The organism is Azospirillum palustre, from assembly GCF_002573965.1.
GTDB classification, from domain to species: Bacteria; Pseudomonadota; Alphaproteobacteria; order Azospirillales; family Azospirillaceae; genus Azospirillum; species Azospirillum palustre.
Map to the genome: position 1 here is coordinate 417,238 of NZ_PDKW01000041.1, position 20,198 is coordinate 437,435.

Here is a 20,198-nt window from a genome sequence, read left to right on the forward strand (position 1 = left end):
CGGAGGGGCTTATGGATATTTTCTTCGGTCAACTCTTCACCGGGCTCAGCATCGCGTCGATCCTGCTGCTGGTGGCGCTCGGGCTTGCGATCATCTACGGCGCGATGGGGGTCATCAACCTCGCCCATGGCGAGTTCGTCATGCTGGGCGCTTACGGCACCTGGTTCCTCCAGTCGCAGTTCGGCCTGCCGCTGATCCCCTGCCTGCTGCTGGTGTTCTTCATGGTGGCGGCGGCCGGCTGGGTGGTCGAGAGCACGGTGGTCCGCTTCCTCTACCACCGGCCGCTCGACACCATCCTGGCGACCTGGGGCATCGGCATCATGCTGCAACAGGCGGTGCGCCTGTCCGCCGGGGCCGAGCTGCGCTATGTCCAGACGCCGGAGTTCCTGTCCGGCAGCATCGACATCGCCGGGGTCGGCATCCCCAGCTACCGCCTGTTCATCCTGGCGCTGAGCGCCGCCCTGCTGGCGCTGACCTGGTTCGTCATCCAGCGCACCGAGTTCGGCATGAAGCTGCGCGCCGTCACCCAGAACCGCGAGATGGCCAGCTGCTACGGCATCGACAGCGCCAGGATCTACAGCCTGACCTTCGCCTTCGGTTCCGGCCTCGCCGGGCTGGCCGGGGCGTTGGTCGCGCCGATCAAGAGCGTGGCGCCGGACATGGGCACCAACTTCGTGGTCGATGCCTTCATGGTGGTGGTGGTCGGCGGCGTCGGCAGCCTGATCGGCACGGTGGTCAGTTCCGGCCTGCTCGGCAGCGGCACCGCCGGCATCGCCTTCCTCCTGAACGACACGCTGGCCAAGGCGCTGGTCTTCCTGGCGGTGGTGGTCCTGGTCCGCTTCCGTCCGCAGGGCCTGTTCGTCGACCAGCGGCGCCGGTGAGGGGGGCCCAAGACGATGACCATCCTCCAGTTCCCCGACGACCGGCCCGCCAGCATCGGTCCATCGACTCTCAGCCAACCCGATCTGCAAAACCGGGCCGGTTCCCCGGTCGGTCCCGTCCCCCGGAGCCCGCTCATGTCGAAATCGACCCTGTCGCGCAGCAAGCCCTATGCCCAGCTCGCCGCCTATCTGCTGTTCTGCGCCGTCATCCTGGCGGTTCCCAGCTTCGTCACCGACGCCTTCCTTTTGAACAAGTTCGCCCGCTATCTGGCGCTCGGCCTCGCCGCCGCCGCGCTGGCCTTGAGTTGGGGCTATGCCGGCATCCTCAATCTGGGGCAGGGGGTCAGCTTCGGCATCGGCGCCTATGCCGTCGCCATGCATCTGAAGCTGAAGACCAGCCCGGTCCACACCGGGTCGGCCGGGCTGCCCGACTTCATGGTGTGGAACAACCTCGACCACCTGCCCTGGTTCTGGCAGCCCTTCCATTCCAGCCTGTTCGCGGTGGCGGCCGGCATCCTGGCCCCGGTGGTGGTGGCGCTGCTGCTGGGATCCTTCATGTTCCGGGCGCGGATCGCCGGGGTCTATGTCGCCATCATCACGCTCGCCATGCTGGCGGTGGTCAACCTGCTGTTCATCGACCAGCAGGCCTACACCGGCGGCTTCAACGGCATCACCGATCTGGCGTGGTTGGAGGCCGGCGGCGTCACCTTCGATCCCTACAGCCCGGCCTTCTACTATCTGTCCGCCGGGGCGCTGTCGCTGTGCCTGCTGCTCGGCCTCGCCTTCACCCGCAGCAAGGCCGGGCTGATCCTCCAGGCCATCCGCAACGACGCCGACCGGGTGCGCTTCTTCGGCTACGACGTCGCCGCCTACCAGTCGCTCGCCTTCGCGGTGTCGGCCGGCATGGCCGGGCTGGCGGGCATGCTCTACGCCATGGTGCTGGAATTCGCCTCGCCCACCTTCATGGGGGTGCCGCTCAGCCTGTCGATGGTGATCTGGGCGGCGGTTGGCGGGCGCGGCTCGCTGCTGGGGGCCGCCATCGGTGCCATCCTGGTCAATTTCATGCAGGGCAGCCTGTCCGAGAGTTTCCTCGACACCTGGCAGCTGATCCTCGGCGGCATGTTCATCCTGGTCGTGGTCTTCCTGCCCAACGGCCTGTCGAGCCTGATCGGCATCCTGGCCGACCGCCTGAGCCGCCCGGCCGGTCCCAAGGCGGAGGCCGTCCCTGTCGATGCCCTTTCCGATGCCCCGCATGCCCCCCGCACGCCGAGCTGAAGGAGACGATCCCCATGGCCTATCTCGAACTCCACGGGCTGGAAGTCAGCTTCGACGGCTTCAAGGCGGTCAACGGCCTGGATCTGGCGGTCGAGCGCGGCGAGCTGCGCTGCCTCTTGGGCGCCAACGGGGCCGGCAAGTCCACCACCCTGGACCTGATCTGCGGCCGCACCCAGCCGACCGGCGGGCGCATCCTGCTCGACGGGCAGGACATCACCCGGGCACCGGAATTCCGGCGCGCCCGCCACGGGGTGGGGCGCAAGTTCCAGGTGCCCAGCGTGTTCAAGGAACTGACGGTGCGCGAAAATCTGGAGGTGGCGCAGTCGCGCCATCCCGGCCCGGCCCGGACGATCCGCCTGTTCCCCGGCCTCCGCCTCGACCGGCGCATCGCCGAGGTGCTGGAGATCGTCGAGCTGGCCGACGAGCTGGACACCAGGGCCGCCTTCCTGTCGCACGGCAAGACGCAATGGCTGGAGATCGCCATGCTGCTGGTTCAGGACAGCGCCCTGATCCTGATGGACGAGCCCACCGCCGGCATGACCATCCAGGAAACCGGCAAGACCTCGCGCATCTTCCAGCGGCTGCGCGGCCGGCACACGCTGATCGTGGTCGAGCACGACATGGGCTTCGTCCGCGAGATCGCCGGGACCATCACCGTGCTGCACCAGGGCAAGCGCTTGGCCGAAGGATCGATCCGGCAGGTGGAGAACGATCCCAAGGTGCGCGAGGCCTATCTTGGAAGCGGGGGCATCTCCCATGCTTGACATGACCGACGTCTATTCCTTCTACGGCAGCAGCCCGGTGTTGCAGAATGTCAGCTTCGCCGTGCCCAGGGGCAGCCTGCTCAGCGTGCTGGGCCGCAACGGGGTGGGGAAGACCACACTGATGCGCACCGTCATGGGGCTGACCGACCGGGTCACCGGCCGGATCGGGCTGGGCGGCAGCGACATCCGGGGCGAGCCGACCCACCGCCGCGCCGGCCTCGGCATCGGCTATGTCCCGCAGGGGCGCGGCATCGTCGGCAAATTCACCATCCGCGAAAACATCCTGATGGGCAGCTTCGCCCGCCCGGACGGCAAGCGGGAAATCCCGCCCCTGGTGTTCGAGATGTTCCCCTACCTGCGCGACAACCTGAACCGCAAGGGCGGCGACCTGTCCGGCGGACAGCAGCAGCAGCTGGCGATCGCGCGGGCGCTGGCGGCAAACCCGCAGGTCCTGCTGCTGGACGAGCCGACCGAGGGCATCCAGCCCAACATCGTCGAGCAGATCCAGACCGTGATCATGACCCTGAACCGCCAGTACGGCATCACCGTCGTGCTGGTCGAACAGAATGTGAGGTTCGCCCGGCAGGCCTCCAACCTTTTCCTGATGCTCGACAAGGGGCGCGTCGCCGCCCACGGGCCGACGGAGAGCCTGACCGACGATCTGGTGCACCGGCACATGGCCGTCTAGGCCGCAGCTCCGGTCCCACTCCCGCCATCCCCGAAACAAGGGGTCCGCCGTCCCGCCTCGCACCGGGACGGGATGCCCCCTCCTTATCGATCTACAGACCAGAAAGGGAATCCACCATGTTGCACGGCGATATTTCCAGCAGCAAGGACACCGTCGGCGTCGCGGTCGTGAACTACAAGATGCCGCGCCTGCACACCAAGGCCGAGGTTCTCGACAACGCCCGCAAGATCGCGGAGATGGTCCAGGGCATGAAGGTCGGCCTGCCCGGCATGGATCTGGTGATCTTCCCGGAATATTCGACCCACGGGATCATGTACGATTCCAAGGAGATGTACGAGACCGCCTCGTCGGTCCCCGGCGACGAGACCGAGATTTTCGCCGATGCCTGCCGCAAGGCGAAGGTCTGGGGCGTCTTCTCCCTGACCGGCGAGCGGCATGAGGAGCATCCGCACAAGGCGCCCTACAACACGCTGATCCTGATGAACGACAAGGGCGAGATCGTCCAGAAATACCGCAAGATCATGCCGTGGGTGCCCATCGAGGGCTGGTATCCCGGCAACTGCACCTTCGTCACCGAAGGGCCGAAGGGGCTGAAGATCAGCCTGATCATCTGCGACGACGGCAATTATCCGGAGATCTGGCGCGACTGCGCCATGAAGGGCGCCGAACTGATCGTCCGCTGCCAGGGCTACATGTATCCGGCCAAGGAACAGCAGGTCATCATGTCCAAGGCGATGGCCTGGGCCAACAACACGTACGTCGCGGTGGCGAACGCCGCCGGCTTCGACGGGGTCTATTCCTATTTCGGCCATTCCGCCATCATCGGCTTCGACGGCCGGACGCTGGGCGAGTGCGGCACCGAGGAGAACGGCATCCAGTACGCCCAGCTCTCCACCTCGCTGATCCGCGACGCGCGGAAGAACATGCAGTCGCAGAACCATCTCTTCAAGCTGGTCCACCGCGGCTACACCGGCAAGATCAACTCCGGTGAGGATTCGAAGGGCGAGGCGGCCTGCGCCTACAGCTTCTACCATGACTGGGTCAACGATCCGGAAGGCACCCGCGCGCGGGTCGAGGCGATGACCCGCGGCACCGTCGGGACCGAGGAATGCCCCATCGACGGCATCCCCAACCCGGAAACCGCCCTGCACCGCTGAAGCAGCGCATGGATAGCGCGGCGGGTGTCGGGAGATGCCCGCCGCCTTTCTCCGGGGCGAGACCAATCATGAAGGAGACGCGCCGATGGCGCTGGATGCACACCGGATTCCGGAGGAGCCCTATTACCGGCCGGTCGCCGGGGAGGTGGCGCTGTTCGAAGCCGCCTATGCGGCGCGCATGCCGATGATGCTGAAGGGCCCCACCGGCTGCGGCAAGACCCGCTTCATCGAGCATATGGCATGGCGGCTCGGCCGGCCGCTGGTGACGGTGGCCTGCCACGAGGACATGACCGCGTCGGATCTGGTCGGGCGCTTCCTGCTCGATCCCGGAGGCACGGTCTGGCACGACGGGCCGCTGACCCAGGCGGTGCGGCATGGCGCCATCTGCTATCTCGACGAGATCGTCGAAGCCCGCCAGGACACCACCGTCGTCATCCACCCGCTGACCGACGCCCGCCGCATCCTGCCGCTGGAGAAGCGCAACGAGCTGGTCCAGGCCCATCCGGACTTCCAGCTGGTGATCTCCTACAACCCCGGCTACCAGAGCGTCCTGAAGGATCTGAAGGAATCGACCAAGCAGCGCTTCGCCGCCATCGAGTTCGGCTATCCCGACGCCGCGGTGGAGGCGGAGATCGTCGCCCATGAATCGGGCGTCGCCGCCGGCACCGCGGCCCTGCTGGTCCGCATCGCCGCAAGCTCGCGCAATCTGAAGGGCCATGGGCTTCAGGAGGGGGTGTCCACCCGCATGCTGATCCATGCCGGCCGGCTGGCGGCGCAGGGGATCGCGCTGGAGACCGCCTGCCGGATCGCGCTGGTCCTGCCGATCACCGACGACGCCGACGTGCGGGACGCCTTCTCCGCTGCCGTGTCGGCGGCGATTGCCTGACCCATCCCTCGCTTTTCCGTGGAGAGGGAATAAGACCGGAGACCAAATGCCGGACGACCAATCGCGCCAATTTCCCGCAGACACCGCCTTCTCCACCGTCGAGCGCCGGCTGGTCGCCTATCTGGTCGCGCTGTGGCGGTTGCGGGTGCCGATCCGCCATGCCAAGCCGGATGCCGCCGGCAACCCGCCGCGGCGGGTCAGCCTGTCGGACGGGCTGATCTGGATGCCCGGCACCTTCCGCGGCGTCGAGGGCCGCCGCTCCGGCGCGCTGTTCCGCGCTGCCCTGGTCCATGCCGGGGCGCATCTGCGCTTCACCGGCCCGCGCTTTCCCGCCGCCGGGCTGAAGCCGTTGCAGCTGGCGCTCGTCTCGCTGATCGAGGATGCGCGGGTCGAGCAGCTGGCGATGCGCGAGCATCCCGGACTGCTGCGGGTCTGGCGCCCCTTCCATGTCGCCGAGCCGGACGGCGCCGGCACGGCACCCGCCCTGATGGCGCGGCTGGCCCGCGCGCTGATCGACCCCGGCTACCGCGACGGCGACGCCTGGGTCGCCAAGGGCAGGCGGCTGTTCTTCGAGGCGGAGGGCGAGTGGGACAACCCGGCGCTCAGCCGCCGGATCGGCGGGCTGCTGGGCAACGATCTCGGCCAGATGCGGGTGCAGTTCAATTCCAAGGATCATGTCGTCGAGCCGGCCTACCGCGACGACAACATCGGCCTGTGGGACCATGGCGAGGCGCCGCCGACCCCGCCCAGCGACGCCGAGCCGGTGTTCGAGGCCTTCCGCACCGAGCAGGAGGAGCGCGACCACGGCCGCCCCGACGAGCAGCTGGGGGAGGGCGCCACCCCGGCGCGGCTGTCCGCCACCGATGTCCCCGCCCGCGCGGTGGGGGAGGAGGAGATCACCGCCCCGCCGCTGCGCTACCCGGAATGGGACTACCGGGTCGGCATCGACCGGCCCGACTGGGTGGTGCTGAATGAACGCCGGACCGGGTCCGGCGACCCCGCCGACATCGCCCGCATCGTCGAGCGTCATCGGGCGACCGCCGACCGGCTGACCGCACTGGTCCGCTCGGCCAAGGTCAGCCGGCCGGTGCGGCTGCGCCGCCAGCCGGAGGGCGACCGCATGGATCTGGACGCCTGCATCGACGCGATGGTCAGCCACCGCCGCGGCGAGGCTCCCGACCCGCGGGTGCATGAGGTTCTGGTCCGCCGCAACCGCGACCTGTCGGTCCTGCTGCTGCTCGACGTCTCCGCCTCCACCGGCGATCCGGTTGCCGGGGGCGGGCGCAGCGTGCTGTCGGTGGAGCGGGAGGCGGCGACCCTGTTCGCCCAGGCGCTGGACGGGCTGGGCGATCCCTTCGCCATCCATGCCTTCCGCTCCAACGGGCGGCAGGATGTCAGCTATTACCGGATCAAGGCGTTCCGCCAGCCTTACGATGACGCGGCCAGGGGACGGCTGGCCGGATTGACGGCGGGGCTGTCCACCCGGCTCGGCACCGCGCTGCGCCATGCCGGGCGGCTGCTGGAACGGCAGGCGACCCACCGCCGCCTGCTGCTGGTGGTGACCGACGGCGAGCCGTCGGACATCGACGTCGCCGACCGCCGCTATCTGCTGGACGACGCCCGCCGCGCCGTGCTGGCGCTGGCGGCGCGGGGGATCGACTGCTTCGTGATCGGGCTCGATCCCCAGGGCCGCGAGTACCTGACCCGGATGTTCGGGGGGCGCAACGTCATGGTGATCGACCGCGCCGACAAGCTGCCGGAGGTGCTGCCGACCTTCTATCTGCGCCTGTCGACGTGATTGGGCCGAGGGGCGGGGGCTCCGCGCCGGGCTGCGAGCGCAACGGCGATTGCGCCATAGAGTCCGGCCAGGACCCACAGCGTCAGGAAGGGTTCGGCAACCTCGGAGAGGGGCGCCCCGAGCTGGGCCACGCGGACGAGCCCGTCGATTGCCGATGTGCTGGGCAGCAGCCGGGCGACCAGACGAACGGCGTCCGGCATCGATTCCTGCGGCCAGGAAAAGCCCGCCAGGAAGAAAAAGGGCAAGCCGACCGCCGCGGTGGCGAGCTGGACCGCGAGCGGCGTGCGGAAGACCGCCGAGGCGATCATGCCAAGGCCGCTGACGGCAAGGACGAACGGCAGCGCGAAGAGGAGAACGGTCGCCGGCGAGCCCAGGCGCGGGATGCCGTACAGATAGGGCAGGGCGATCAGGTAGAAGGGCAGGATCAGGGCTGCCGGCACCAGATAGGCCATGTATTTGCCGGTCACCGTCGCCAGCGGCCCCGCCTTCGGATGGTTGGGGTCCGGGTCTGGGATGGTGCCGAGCAGGCCGGTTCCGATCAGCAGGAGCTGTTGCAGGATCAGGATGAAAGCCGCCGGCAGCAGATATGTCGCATAGCCTCCCTGCGGATTGAACAGCGGCACCGCCGTCAGCGGCATCGGGTCGACGACGGCGCCGGCCAGGGCCGGATCGACGCCGGCAGCGACCAGCCGCGCGGCCTCGACCTCCGCCCCCAGCGTCCTTGCTACCGCCGAGACGGCCCCGGCGATCCGCTGATAGATCAGGAAATAGCTGGCGTCCGCATAGAGAGCGACCGGAGAGGGTCGCCCATGCAGCAGGTCGCGCTCGAAATTCCCGGGGATCAGCAGGATGCCCGACACCGCGCGTTCATAGACGGCGCGCTGGGCGCTGGGGAGGTCGGGCAGCACCAGGGCGACGCTGACGTCGGAGGTCGCGTCGAGCCGGCGGACCATCTCCCGGCTGCTGCTTGTCCCGTCGCGGTCCACCACCACGATGGGGACGTTGCGCAGCGCCTCGGTGAGGTAGGGCTGCGGATAGAAGGCGGCATAGATCGCCGCCGCCAGGATGAACACGGAAAAGACCGGGCGGACCGTGAAAATGCGGCGGAGTTCGTGGCGGAACACGGCGACGACCGCTCTCATGACGACCGTTTTCATGACGCATTCCCGCCGTGAACCGCCATGCTGCCCGCCCGCCGGCGCCGGGCACGCAGCCCCTCCAGCCGCCATGCGGTCAGCCCGGCCAGCCCGATCACGAAAGCGGCGAGGACCAGCACCGGAGGCCAGGACAGGTCGGACGGCGTGCCGCGGACGGTCTGGTCGATCCGTGCCGTCAGGTACCAGGTTCCCGGCAGCAGCGCCCCGTAGCCCTGGGCGAAACCGCCCATGCCGAGGCGCGGAAAGCCGATGCCCATGAAACCGAAGGCCGGGGCGGTCAGCAGCGTTCCGACACTGACCGCCATCGCGGTGGAGCGCAGGAGCAGCGCCAGCAGGATGCCGAGCAGCTGGCAGGCCAGCAGGAACAGGATGCCCGCGAGGAGCAGAATCCCCCGCTGGCCGCGCAACGGCAGATCGAGCAGGCCGAACAGGACGGAGTCGGCAATGCCGAGCACCATCAGCGACAGGATCGTGTAGGGCAGGACCTTCCCCGCCAGGGCCGGCCACAGGCCGCCGCCGAGCCTGCGCAGGATCGCCAGCCGGTGCCGCGTCTCGACATCCAAACCCACCGAATAGGCGGACGCCACCACCACCACGACCTGGAGCAGGCTGGGCAACAGGGCCGCCAACAGGAAATGGGCGTAATTCATGGTGGGGTTGAACAGGCCGTGGACCTGCACCGGGATCGGTGCCAGCGAGGCCTGGGCGGCATCCATCGGCTGGCCCTGGGCCGTGCGCAGCGACAGGCGGATGCCGGCCGCCACCGTCGGGACGGCATTGTTGACCCCGCGCAGGACGAGGTTGCCGGTGCTCAGCGTCTGGGCGTTGTAGAAGAACACGATTTCCGGCCGCCGTGAGGACTTCACGTCCCGTTCCAGATCGCGCGGGATCATCAGCAGCCCGTGGACGGCACCGGACAGGATCAGCCGGCGCCCTTCGGCAAGGTCGGCGACGCGCCGCGCCACCGCGACATCGGGCGTGGCGTCGACGGTGCGGACGATGGTGCGCGACAGGTCGGAGCCGTCGAGGTCGAGCACGGCGACCGGCAGGCGGGTGGCGAGGCCCGCGCTGAAAATCGCCATCAGCAGCCCCATCAGGCCAAGCGGCAGGAGGGTCACGAGCACCAGAAGACCGGGACGGCGCCGGCGCAGCCAGACCAGTTCACGCTGGAAGACCAGCAGGAAGCCGGGACGCAACCCGGTGCGGGGCCGCATCTCAATGCCCCTGCCGGACCCAGATGGCGCTCATTCCCGGCCGCAGTCCCTCCACCGGCTCGACCGGCACGGCCCGGACCTCGAAGGTCCGCAGATCGAAATCGCCGGTGGCGCGGGTCGCCCGCCACGTCGCGTATTGCCCCTGGACGTTGATCGTCGTCACCCGCACCGGGATTTCCGCCGAGCCGATTTTTGCCGCCCCAAGGGCCGGAACGGCGAGGCGGAAGCCGTCGCCGACGCTGAGCCCGCTCAGCAGATCCTCGCGCAGGTTGAAGGTGAACCACGGGTGGGCGATGTCCACCATCGAGAACAGCGGCGCGCCGGCGCTGAAATTCTCGCCCGGCTCGGCCACCCTGGTGGTGATCTGGCCATCGATGGGCGCGCGGACGACCAGCTCCTCCACATCGACGGAGCGCTGGCGGAGTGCGGCCTCCGCCTGCTTGACCTGGGCGGCGGCCAGGGCGCGCTCCTCCGGGCTGGCGCCGGTGACGGCGAGATGCAGAGCGGCCTCGGCCGATTCACGCTTGCGGACGGCGGCCTCCAGATTGCGCGCCGCCTCGTCGAGCCGGGCCTGCGGGGTGTTGCCCGAGCGGATCAGCTGGGCCTGCCGGCCGTAATTGTCCTGATAGAGGGTGACGTCGGCCTCCGCCGAAGCCAGTTCGGCCCGTCTCGCGGTGATGGTCTCGGCCCGCGTGCTGTTGACCCGGTCGAGGTCGGCCCTGGCCACGCCGAGCGCCGCCTGGGCGGCGGACAGCGCCGCCACCAGCTGCGGGCTTTCCAGCTCGACCAGCACCGTCCCGCGCGCCACCCTGTCCCCGGTGTCGGCGCCCAGTCTGGCGACGCGGCCGGAAACGCGGGGGCTGATGTCGACCCGGTCGGCCGACACCTCCCCCTGGACGGTCAGCGGCGGCGGCCGTGTCGCAAACCACAGGGTCGTCCCGAGCGCCGCGACGGCGGCAACCCCGATCATCCAGCGAAGTGCCCTCATTCCGCTCATCCCCCAGCCTGCTTCCACCCTGCCCCGGACGCGACGCCGGTCCCGTTTCCTTCGTGTGCTCGATGGGCTGATGTATTCGGTGAGAATACAGCGCGAGCCCGCGCCAATGCATCGCCGTCATTCATTGAGGGCTGCCGAGCTTCTCCCGGACTTTGCAGTGAAGCGGCGGTTCCGGTGTCGAACAGCTACTTTGAAAAACCTGGATTCGGCAAATGAAGTTTATACAGCACCATGATGAACGGCGTTCAGTGTGTCCGGGTCGGCCATCGCGGCAACAATCTGCCCGATCAGCCAGCAGGCACCGGGGTCACGCTCGGCACGCTGGTGCCGGATCATGTCCAGGTTCACCCGCTGCGGCTCATAGGGAAGGTCGAGAATCGCCAGGCCGGACTGTTCCACGGCCCGGATGGCCAGGAGCCTGGGCAGGGTCGCCACCATGTCGCTGACCTGCAGCAACGGAGGGACGGCGGCATAGTGCGGGACCGAGACGGCCACCCGCCCGGTCAGTCCCCTGTCGCTGTCGGCCGCTTCGAGGATCAGCCGTTCGACCCAGACCCGCCGGGATACGCCGCGGTCGTCGATGAACCCGTCGGTCGCCCCCTCTTCGCTGCCGGTCAATTCGACGACGACGTGGGGAAACTCGAACAGGCGTTCCCGCGTCACCGGCCCGGCGGCCAGCGGATGTCCGCGGCGGACCACCACGGCTTCCGATTCCTGGAAAAGCGTGGTGCGGCGCATGCGGTCCGGCAGGTCGGCAAACCAGCCGATCACGAAATCGACCCGGCCGTCGTCGAGTTGACGGACTACGTCCATGCGGTTGACAGGGAAGACCCGCAGGTCGATCTGCGGCGCCAGCGGAGCGATCCGGGCGACGATGCGCGGCAGGACGATCACCGCCGCATAGTCGGTTGCGGCGATGCGGAAGGTCCGCACCGCCTCCGCCGGGATGAACGCCTTCATGCTCATCGCGTCGGCGATCCGTCCCAGCCCATCGGCGATGCCGGACGACAGCTGGAGGGCGCGGGCGGTCGGTTCCATCCCGGAGGTGCCGGGGACGAACAGATCGTCTTCCAGCGACTGACGCAGCCGGGCGAGCGCGTGGCTGACCGCCGAGGGCGTGATCCGCAATTCCCTGCTGGCGCCGATCACGCTGCGATGCTGCATGACGGCTTCGAACACCCGAAGCAGATTCAGGTCCAGTCTGCGGATCGGCACGACGTCGGTCCCATCCATGTCGGTTGAGGGGGATGGATGAAAGGGTGCGCCGGGTCCGGTCGCTTGGCACCGCCACACATCCCCGCCGGTCCGCATGCTGACGCGAATATCGCCGTCCGTCAAAGGGCGGCACGGCGCTACAGAATTTCCGCGCATCGCGGCGATGGGGAGCGTAGACTCTGCCGGATCGGAGGATGCCCCTCCCGTTTCATCCCCTCCCGTGTCATCAAGGACGTCCGTAAGCCCCATGCCACCCTCCAGGCCCCGCGTACCAGTGCCGCGACCGAACTTCAGCAAGTCCCGCTCCAACACCGGCGCATCGACCGGGGTCCGGCCGGCGCCCGCCCGTGTGAACGGATCGGCGCTGCAAAAACAGACCCAGTGGCTCGCCCGCGCCACCGATGCCGAACGCACTGGCGACAGTGTGGAAGCGGAGCTTTGCCGGCAGTATGCCGAGCATTGGTTTCGCGTCTCGCGTGGGCAGGATTGACGCCGGGCTGTCGCGAAGGCGAGCGAATGGACGCCTCCACCCGGTAAGGACGGTCGCCGGCGTCTTCCCCGGGACGTGAGCCGATCTTGTCCGGGACAGTCCCACCATCTATAAACAGGCATGACTCAACGGAAGACTGTTTCAGTCCCGGCCGGTCCCGAACATCGAGCCGTTGCCGGACGATTGCCGGCCGAGAGCCAATCGCGCAGGCAGGGCAGAGAGTCTGTGACCGCATGAGCACCACCCTGCCGGACCTTGAGGCATGCGATTGGAGCGCAACCCCGCTCGGACCGCGTGAGGGCTGGAGTCCTGCCCTCGATGCGATCTTCACGATGATGCTCGCATCCCCCTTCGCCATGTGCGCGACCTGGGGACCGGAACAGACGCTGCTCTACAACGCCGGCTATGTTCCCTTTCTGGGAAAGCGCCATCCGGCGGCGCTTGGACAGCCGATTTCCGTCGTCTGGTCCGAGTTGTGGGACACGATCGGTCCGCTCATCGCGCGCGTGCTGGAGGGCGAGGCGGTGAGCTTCACCGACCTGCACCTCGTGATGACCCGCAACGGCTGCGAGGAGGACACATGGTGGACCTTCGCCTACAGCCCGCTGCGCGACGGCGGACGGGTCGTCGGCATGCTCGACATCGCGACGGAAACGACGGCGGGGGTCGTCGCGGCCCGGCAGCGCGACGCCGTCGAGGCCGAGCTGCGGGCGCGCAACGTGGCGCTGGAGCAGGAGGTGGCCGCCCGCACCGAAGCCGGCAACCGGTTCTCCACCCTCATCCAGCATCTTCCGGTCGCGGTGTGCCTGTTCGACGCCGATGGGCGGGTGTTGCTGTCCAGCCCGCTGTTCCGCGAACTCCTGCCCGATCAACCCATGCCCTCCAGAATGACGAAGGCGGAGGACGCCGACCGGTGGCGCAGCTTCGACGCGGACGGGAAACTCCTTCCGCCCAGCCGCTATCCCGGTGCGCGCGCCTTGCGCGGCGAGGTGGTCTCGCCGGGCATCGAGTTCCTCCACAGAGAGGCTGACGGGTCCGAGCGCTGGTTCGCCGTCAGCAGCGTGCCGCTGACGGACGGCGTTGGACAGGTCACCGGCGCCATCGTGATGCTCAACGACATCGACCATCGCAAGCGCGCCCTGGAGACCGCCCGCACCGATGCCGAACGGATCCAGCTGGCCCTGTCCGCCGGTGCGATCATCGGCACATGGTTCTGGGACATCCCGACCGACAGCTTCACGGTCGACGAGGCGTTCGCCGCGACCTTCGGGCTCGATCCGGCGCTCGGCCGCGATAGCATCGGCCTGTCGCAGGTGGTCGAGACCGTGCATCCGGACGACCGGGCCGGTCTGGCCGAGGCGATGGGCGAGGCCATCGTGCGGGGCGGCCGCTATGCCCACCAGTACCGCGTCCGCCGGCATGACGGGCGCTATTACTGGATCGAGGCCAACGGGCGGGTCGATCTCGATGCCGACGGGACGCCGCGGGGCTTTCCCGGCGTGCTGATCGACGTGGAGGAGCGGCGCACCATCGTCGCGGAGCGCGACCGGGCGATTGCGGAGCTGCGCTCCCTCAACGACACCCTGGAGCAGCGCGTCGCCGAACGCACGGCCGAGCTGATGCAGGCCGAGGAGAAGCTGCGGCAGGCGCAGAAGATGGAGGCGGTCGGCCAGCTGACCGGCGGCATGGCGCATGATTTCAACAATCTGCTCCAGGCGATGTCGGGCTGCCTTCAGCTGGTCGGGCGGCGCGCCGGCCATGTCGCCGGGGTGCAGAAGGTTCTGGAGTCCGGGTATCAGGCGGTGGACCGCGGCGCCAGCATGATCCGGCAGCTGATGGCCTTCTCGCGCCGTCAGAGCCTGGAACCCGAAGCCTTCGACGTCCGCGACCGCCTGCTGGGAATGCGCAGCTTCCTCGACCGGGCGCTGCGCGCCGACATCCGGCTGGAATTCGATCTGGAAAGCGGGTTGTGGCCGGCGATGGCCGACCCGGTGCAGTTCGAGCTGGCGGTCCTGAACCTCGCCACCAACGCCCGCGACGCCATTGCCGGAGCCGGCCGGCTGATGATCGGTGCCGGCAACGTCGAGCAGTGCGGCGAGAGCGGGCTGCAAGGCCACTTCGTGCGGATCTGGGTGCGGGACAGCGGCCATGGCATGGCCCCGGCAATGCTGGAGCGGATCTTCGAGCCCTTCTTCACCACCAAGGCGGTGGGACAGGGCACCGGGCTGGGGCTGGCGCAGGTCTACGGCTTCTGCCGGCAGTCCGGCGGGATCGCGACCGTCGACAGCGTGGAGGGGCAGGGCACCATTGTGACGCTGCTGCTGCCGCGCGCCGAGACGATGCCCGTGGCGGCGGTCGATGCCCAGCGGGCCATGGTCGACGGCGGCGGCGCCAGCGTGCTGCTGGTCGAGGACGACCCGGTTGTGGCGCTGGTGATCGTTGCGGCCCTGGAGGAGATGGGGTACCGGGTCAGCCGTGCCGCGACCGGGGAAGAGGCGTTGCGCCTGTTGCGGGACGGGGAAAGGCCGGACCTGCTGTTCACCGACGTGGTGATGCCGGGCGAGATCGACGGCGCGGCCCTGGCCGCGGCGGCGCGGGCCCTGCTGCCCCGGCTGGCGGTGGTTCTGACCACCGGTTACAGCGAGGACCGCGCCGGGCTGAAAGGCTTCCCCGTCCTGTCGAAGCCCTACCGGATCGAGGATCTGGCGCTGACCCTGCGCCAGGAGATCGACCGGAGCGCGCAACTTTAAGTCTTCCACGTTCGGCCATTCCATCGCACCCGGCCGGTTTTGCGGCGGAAACGGTCACGTTCGATCCCGCGGTCGGCCGGGAACGACTCTTTGTGCTCGGAAATGACAACGTTGTCATTGCAACGGGGCAGCAATATGATAACGTTGTCATCGGACGTTCGACGCTTCGTCCTCTTCTGGCTGATCAGGATTGCCGCCCATGAGCATGTTTCTCGATGCCCTGCTCGACAGCAGTTTGGACGACAGCATCCGTGGGGTGCCGCCGGGGACGGCGCCGCTGCGGCTGCGCGATGTCGGCGCACAGGGCTGGCGGCCGGCTGCCGGCGACATGGCGCTGCCGGTCCTGACGCTCGACGAGGACGCCTTTGCCGCCAACCGCGACCTGATCCTTGCCTATGCGCGACATCACGGTGTGGCGCTCGCCCCGCATGCCAAGACGCCGATGGCGCCGCAGATCGCTTCCGCACTGGTGGAGGCCGGGGCCTGGGGTGCCACCGTCGCCAATCTGCAGCAGGCCGCCGTCCTGCTGCGCGCGGGCGTGACCCGGCTGATCCTCGGCAACGAGATCGGCGGCATCGCCAGCGGCCGGCGGCTGGGCGCGCTGCTGGCCGCCCATCCCGACGCCGACCTGCGTGCTTTCGCCGACTCCCCGGCGGCGGTCGAGACGCTGGCCGCGGCTGCCCAGACCTCCGGCCGTCCGCTGGCCGTTCTGGTCGAGGTCGGCGCCGGCCGCGGCGGCGCCCGCGACCGCGCGGCGGTGGAGGCGATCCTCGCCGCAATCCTCGACCATCCCGGCCTGCTGGTCCTCGACGGCGTCGCCACCTATGAGGGGGCGGTCGCCACCTCCGACCCGGCCGTGACCGCCGCCAACATCGCCGCCCTGATGGAGCGCACGGCGGAGGCCTTCGCCCTGGTGCGCGCGCTGGCGCCGGACCGGCCGCTGCTGCTCACCGCCGGCGGATCGGCCTTCTTCGACATGGTGGTCGCCGCTCTGGCGCCGGTCGTGAAAGCCGACGGCAACGCCACGCTGGTGCTGCGCAGCGGCGCCATCTTCTTCCACGACCATGGCACCTACGAACGTGCGCTCGGTGCGCTCGACGCCCGGCAGGGCTTCGCCTGCGGCGGCGCCACCGCCGCCGATTTCCGCCCGGCCCTGCGCCTGTGGGCGGAGGTGCTGACCCGGCCGGAGCCGGGGCTGGCGATCTGCGGCTTCGGCATGCGCGATTCCTCCTTCGACCAGGATCTGCCCCGCCCGCTGCGCATCCACCGCGACGGCGTGGCGCTGTCCGCGGACGGGCTGCGGGTGACGCGGCTGAACGACCAGCACGCCTTCGTCGCCGTGCCGGCCGGCCCCGACCTTGCCGGTCACGATCTTGAGGTCGGCGACATCGTCGAGTTCGGCATCTCGCATCCCTGCACCTGCATCGACCGCTGGCGGGTGCTGTTCGGCCTCGATGCCGACGGGCGGGTGTGCCGCGCCTACCGCACCTTCTTCGGCTGACCCGAGGCGGCCAGATTCCCCATGCAGACATTGAATTTCCAGCAGCTCTGGCGCTATCAGGACCAGCTGATCGACGGCACGCTGCACACGCTGCTGCTGACCCTGGTCGCCGCGGTCCTCGGCACCGCCATCGGCGTCGCCGCGGCGGCGGCGGTGCGCAGCGGGCCGCGCCCGGTGCGCTGGGCGATCCGCGGCTATGTCGAGCTGATCCGCAACACGCCGTCGCTGATCCAGCTGTTCGTGGTCTTCTTCGTGCTGCCGGGCTTCGGCCTGCGGATGGGGGCCTTCGAGGCGGCGTCCATCGCGCTCGGCCTCTATTTCGGCGCCTACTGCACCGAGATCGTCCGCGCCGGGCTCGACGCCATCCCCGGCAGCCAGGTGGAAGCGGGCCAATGCCTGGGGCTGACCCGCTGGCAGGTGTTCCGGTACATCGTGCTGCCGCCCGCCCTGCGCAGCGTCTATCCCGCCTTCACCAGCCAGTTCGTCCTGCTGCTGCTCGGCACCTCGCTGGCCTCGCAGATCTCGGCGGAGGAGCTGTTCCACACCGGCGGCTTCATCGAGACGCGCACCTACCGCAGCTTCGAGGTCTATGCCGTGATCTGCGGCATCTACTTCGCCCTGGTGATGACCTTCAAACTGCTGTTCGCCGCGGTGGGGCACCTCGCCTTCCGCTGGCCGGTTCGGCGCTGACGGAGACACCGGCCATGCGTTCCTTCTCCCTCGCCGATTTCCTGTCGCTGCTGAGCGCCCTGCAATGGACCGCCGTCCTCGTCCTCATCGCGCTGGGCTTCGGCGCGCCGCTGGCGCTGGCGCTCGCCCTGATGCGGACCAGCGCCAGCCGCGCGCTGCGCTGGACCGCCACCGCCTTCCTGCAGCTGGTGCAGGGCGTGCCGCTGCTCGGCCTGCTGATGTTCTTCTATTTCGGCATGCCGGTCTTCCTCGGCATCGAGATGCCGCCGCTGGTCGCCGTCGGCATCGCCATGACCGTCTACACCGCCTCCTTCCTCGGCGAGATCTGGCGCGGCGGCATCGAGGCGGTGAAGCACGAGCAGTGGGAGGCCGCCGCCTGCCTCGGCCTGTCGACCTGGCACCAGTTCCGCTACGTCATCGCGCCGCAGGCCTTCCGCATGGCGCTGCCGCCGACCGTCGGCTTCCTCGTCCAGCTGATCAAGGGCACCTCGCTGGCCTCCATCGTCGGCTTCGTCGAGCTTGCCCGCGCCGGCCAGCTGGTCAGCGCCGCCACCTTCCAGCCCCTGCTGGTCTACTCGATCGTCGCGGCGATCTATTTCGCCGCCTGCCTGCCGCTCACCCTGTGGGCCCGTTCCCTGGAGGTCCGTCTCAATGGCGCTCGTTGACATCCGAAACGTTACCAAGAGCTATGGGTCGACCCAGGTGCTCAAGGGGGTGTCGCTCGACATCAAGGAAGGCGAGATCGTCACCATCATCGGCAAATCGGGGTCCGGCAAATCGACCCTGCTGCGCTGCATCAACGCGCTGGAGCGCATCGACGGCGGCGAGATCACAGTGGAAGGCCAGCCGGTGCGCACCGACATGCCGAACCTGCGCGACTTCCGCCAGCGCGTCGGCATCGTCTTCCAGGCCTTCAACCTGTTCCCGCACATGACGGTGGAACGCAACATCACGCTGGCCCCGGTCCTCAACAAGCGGATCGCCAAGGCCGACGGCCGGGCGCTGGCGCTGGACGTGCTGGAGCGCGTCGGGCTGGCCGACAAGATCGACGCCTATCCCGCCCAGCTTTCCGGCGGGCAGCAGCAGCGCGTCGCCATCGCCCGCTGCCTCGCCATGCGTCCGCACCTGATGCTGTTCGACGAGGTGACCTCGGCGCTCGACCCCGAACTGGTCGGCGAGGTGCTGAAGGTGATGGAGGACATGGCGCGCCAGGGCATGACCATGGTGCTGGTCACCCACGAGATGGGCTTCGCCCGCAACGTCGCCTCCAAGATCGTCTTCATGCACCAGGGCCGCGTCTGGGAAGAGGGGCCGCCGGCCGAACTCTTCGCCAACCCCCGCACCCCCGAACTGCAGAGCTTCATCGCCTCCGTCCGCTGAGGCGTGCCGAACCAACCACCGGTTCCCCCCGAGGACCGGACAATCACCAGAACAGAGGAGCAATGTCGTGAGACTCTTCCGGACCCTCGCCGCCGCCGTGGCGGTCTGCGCCACCGTCGCGCTCTCCGCCGCCGCCCTGCCGTCCGCCGCCAAGGCGGACGCCCTGCAGAACGTGCTGTCGGCCGGCAAGCTGCGCGTCGGCGTTCTGATGGACGCGGCCCCCTGGGGCTTCAAGGACGCCAAGGGCGAGGCCGCCGGCCTCGACATCGATCTGGCGAAGCTGATGGCCGCCGACATGGGCGTGAAGCTGGATCTGGTCCAGGTGACCGGCGCCAACCGCATTCCCAGCCTGCTTGCCAACAAGGTCGACGTGCTGATCGCCGCCGCCGGGGCCACGCCGGAGCGCGCCCAGCAGGTGACCTTCACCCAGCCCTATGCCGCGGTCAATCTCGGCGTCTACGGGCCGAAGTCGATGGCGAACGCCAGCGATCCCGACGGGCTGAAGGGCCGCAGCATCGGCGTCGCCAAGGGCTCGACGCTCGACATCTGGCTGACCGACAACGCCCCCGGCGCCAAGCTGGTGCGCTTCGAGGACACCCCCGGCGCCATCGCCGCCTATCTGGCGGGGCAGGTCGACACCTTCGCCGAGAACAGCGCCATCGCGCTGAAGGTCGCGCAGGACAATCCCGGCAAGGAGGTCGAGCAGAAGTTCCTGATCCGCCAGTCGCCGGCCCATGTGGCCGTCCGCCATGGCGAACAGGATCTGGTCAACTGGATCAACACCTTCCTGTTCTACAACCGCCTGAACGGCAAGCTGGGCGCCCTGCAGATGACGTGGTTCAAGGAAAAGCAGACGCTTCCGCAGATGTAACCCGCCGTTCGGCATCCAAGAGAGGTTTTTTCGATGATCACGAGGTTCCAGGTCGGTTCGCGCATGAGCCAGGCCGTCGTCTGCCAGGGCATGGTCCACATCGCGGGCCAGGTCGCCAACAACCGCACCGGCTCCATTCACGAGCAGACCCGCGACGTGCTGGCCAAGATCGACGCCCTGCTGGCGGAGGCCGGCAGCGACAAGTCCAAGCTGGTCGCCGTCAACGTCTTCCTGCCGCACATCACCGACTTCGACGCCATGAACGAGGTCTACGATGCCTGGATCGATCCGGCCAACCCGCCGGCCCGCGCCTGCACCGAGGCGCGGCTGGCAGACCCGGACCTGCGCGTCGAGATGACGGCGCTGGCCGCCCTGTAAGCGGGCTTCCTCGGTGAATCGGACGGGGCGCCGGGCAGCCGCTTGCCCCGGCAAACATTGCTGAGGCAAACGCTGCTGAGGCGCCCCTCCGCCAGAAGGTTTTTGG

The 20,198-nt window shown here is 68.8% G+C and carries 19 protein-coding genes; 15 read left to right on the forward strand and 4 right to left on the reverse strand.

Annotation, left to right across the window (positions count from 1 at the left end):
• Positions 1 to 11 precede the first annotated feature (11 nt).
• The 7 genes from urtB (at position 12) to CRT60_RS15575 (ending at position 7,449) form a co-directional block, all read left to right on the forward strand.
• Positions 12 to 881 (forward strand): urea ABC transporter permease subunit UrtB, encoded by an 870-nt coding sequence (gene urtB, locus CRT60_RS15545; RefSeq protein ID WP_098737395.1) that lies wholly within the window; start codon positions 12 to 14, stop codon positions 879 to 881.
• Positions 882 to 1,016: 135 nt separating this feature from the next.
• Positions 1,017 to 2,156, forward strand: coding sequence for an urea ABC transporter permease subunit UrtC (gene urtC / locus CRT60_RS15550; RefSeq protein ID WP_098737397.1), 1,140 nt, complete (start codon positions 1,017 to 1,019; stop codon positions 2,154 to 2,156).
• A gap of 14 nt (positions 2,157 to 2,170) precedes the next feature.
• Entirely contained in the window at positions 2,171 to 2,920 is a 750-nt protein-coding gene (urtD, locus tag CRT60_RS15555; RefSeq protein ID WP_098737399.1) for an urea ABC transporter ATP-binding protein UrtD, read from the forward strand.
• Entirely contained in the window at positions 2,913 to 3,608 is a 696-nt protein-coding gene (urtE, locus tag CRT60_RS15560) for an urea ABC transporter ATP-binding subunit UrtE (RefSeq protein WP_098737401.1), read from the forward strand. Before urtD ends, urtE begins: the two co-directional genes overlap by 8 nt.
• Positions 3,609 to 3,724: 116 nt before the next feature.
• On the forward strand, positions 3,725 to 4,765 hold the full coding sequence (locus tag CRT60_RS15565) for an aliphatic amidase (RefSeq protein ID WP_098737403.1): 1,041 nt from the start codon (positions 3,725 to 3,727) through the stop codon (positions 4,763 to 4,765).
• A gap of 85 nt (positions 4,766 to 4,850) precedes the next feature.
• On the forward strand, positions 4,851 to 5,651 hold the full coding sequence (locus tag CRT60_RS15570; RefSeq protein WP_098737881.1) for a CbbQ/NirQ/NorQ/GpvN family protein: 801 nt from the start codon (positions 4,851 to 4,853) through the stop codon (positions 5,649 to 5,651).
• A gap of 46 nt (positions 5,652 to 5,697) precedes the next feature.
• Entirely contained in the window at positions 5,698 to 7,449 is a 1,752-nt protein-coding gene (locus CRT60_RS15575; RefSeq protein ID WP_098737405.1) for a nitric oxide reductase activation protein NorD, read from the forward strand.
• Here CRT60_RS15575 and CRT60_RS15580 read toward each other — a convergent pair.
• From CRT60_RS15580 to CRT60_RS15595, 4 genes are all read right to left on the reverse strand, one after another.
• Positions 7,428 to 8,606 (reverse strand): ABC transporter permease, encoded by a 1,179-nt coding sequence (locus CRT60_RS15580; protein WP_244592520.1) that lies wholly within the window; start codon positions 8,604 to 8,606, stop codon positions 7,428 to 7,430. The two genes, CRT60_RS15575 and CRT60_RS15580, sit on opposite strands and share 22 nt — an antisense overlap.
• Entirely contained in the window at positions 8,603 to 9,820 is a 1,218-nt protein-coding gene (locus CRT60_RS15585; RefSeq protein ID WP_098737407.1) for an ABC transporter permease, read from the reverse strand. The genes CRT60_RS15580 and CRT60_RS15585 overlap by 4 nt, the downstream gene beginning before the upstream one ends.
• A gap of 1 nt (position 9,821) precedes the next feature.
• Entirely contained in the window at positions 9,822 to 10,808 is a 987-nt protein-coding gene (locus tag CRT60_RS15590) for an HlyD family secretion protein (RefSeq protein WP_244592521.1), read from the reverse strand.
• Between the two features lie 228 nt (positions 10,809 to 11,036).
• Positions 11,037 to 12,032 carry a LysR family transcriptional regulator gene (locus CRT60_RS15595; RefSeq protein WP_098737883.1) on the reverse strand — a complete coding sequence of 332 codons (996 nt, stop codon included), beginning with the start codon at positions 12,030 to 12,032 and terminating at the stop codon, positions 11,037 to 11,039.
• 247 nt (positions 12,033 to 12,279) lie between these two features.
• Here CRT60_RS15595 and CRT60_RS15600 point away from each other — a divergent pair, with 247 nt between their 5' ends.
• The 8 genes from CRT60_RS15600 to CRT60_RS15635 all read left to right on the forward strand — a co-directional run bounded on the left by CRT60_RS15600 (position 12,280) and on the right by CRT60_RS15635 (position 20,092).
• Complete coding sequence (locus CRT60_RS15600) at positions 12,280 to 12,522, forward strand: DUF4167 domain-containing protein (RefSeq protein ID WP_098737411.1); 243 nt, start codon at positions 12,280 to 12,282, stop codon at positions 12,520 to 12,522.
• Between the two features lie 233 nt (positions 12,523 to 12,755).
• The gene (locus tag CRT60_RS15605; protein ID WP_161958063.1) at positions 12,756 to 15,272 is read left to right on the forward strand and encodes a PAS domain S-box protein; all 2,517 of its coding nucleotides are present in this window, start codon (positions 12,756 to 12,758) and stop codon (positions 15,270 to 15,272) included.
• A 199-nt stretch (positions 15,273 to 15,471) separates the two neighbouring features.
• Positions 15,472 to 16,773, forward strand: coding sequence for an alanine racemase (locus CRT60_RS15610; protein ID WP_098737415.1), 1,302 nt, complete (start codon positions 15,472 to 15,474; stop codon positions 16,771 to 16,773).
• A gap of 21 nt (positions 16,774 to 16,794) precedes the next feature.
• Complete coding sequence (locus CRT60_RS15615; RefSeq protein WP_098737416.1) at positions 16,795 to 17,463, forward strand: amino acid ABC transporter permease; 669 nt, start codon at positions 16,795 to 16,797, stop codon at positions 17,461 to 17,463.
• Positions 17,464 to 17,477: 14 nt separating this feature from the next.
• On the forward strand, positions 17,478 to 18,128 hold the full coding sequence (locus CRT60_RS15620) for an amino acid ABC transporter permease (protein ID WP_098737417.1): 651 nt from the start codon (positions 17,478 to 17,480) through the stop codon (positions 18,126 to 18,128).
• Complete coding sequence (locus CRT60_RS15625) at positions 18,115 to 18,843, forward strand: amino acid ABC transporter ATP-binding protein (protein ID WP_098737419.1); 729 nt, start codon at positions 18,115 to 18,117, stop codon at positions 18,841 to 18,843. The genes CRT60_RS15620 and CRT60_RS15625 overlap by 14 nt, the downstream gene beginning before the upstream one ends.
• 67 nt (positions 18,844 to 18,910) lie before the next feature.
• Positions 18,911 to 19,714 (forward strand): transporter substrate-binding domain-containing protein, encoded by an 804-nt coding sequence (locus CRT60_RS15630; RefSeq protein WP_098737420.1) that lies wholly within the window; start codon positions 18,911 to 18,913, stop codon positions 19,712 to 19,714.
• 33 nt (positions 19,715 to 19,747) lie between these two features.
• On the forward strand, positions 19,748 to 20,092 hold the full coding sequence (locus tag CRT60_RS15635) for a RidA family protein (protein WP_098737421.1): 345 nt from the start codon (positions 19,748 to 19,750) through the stop codon (positions 20,090 to 20,092).
• The last annotated feature ends 106 nt before the right edge of the window (positions 20,093 to 20,198 follow it).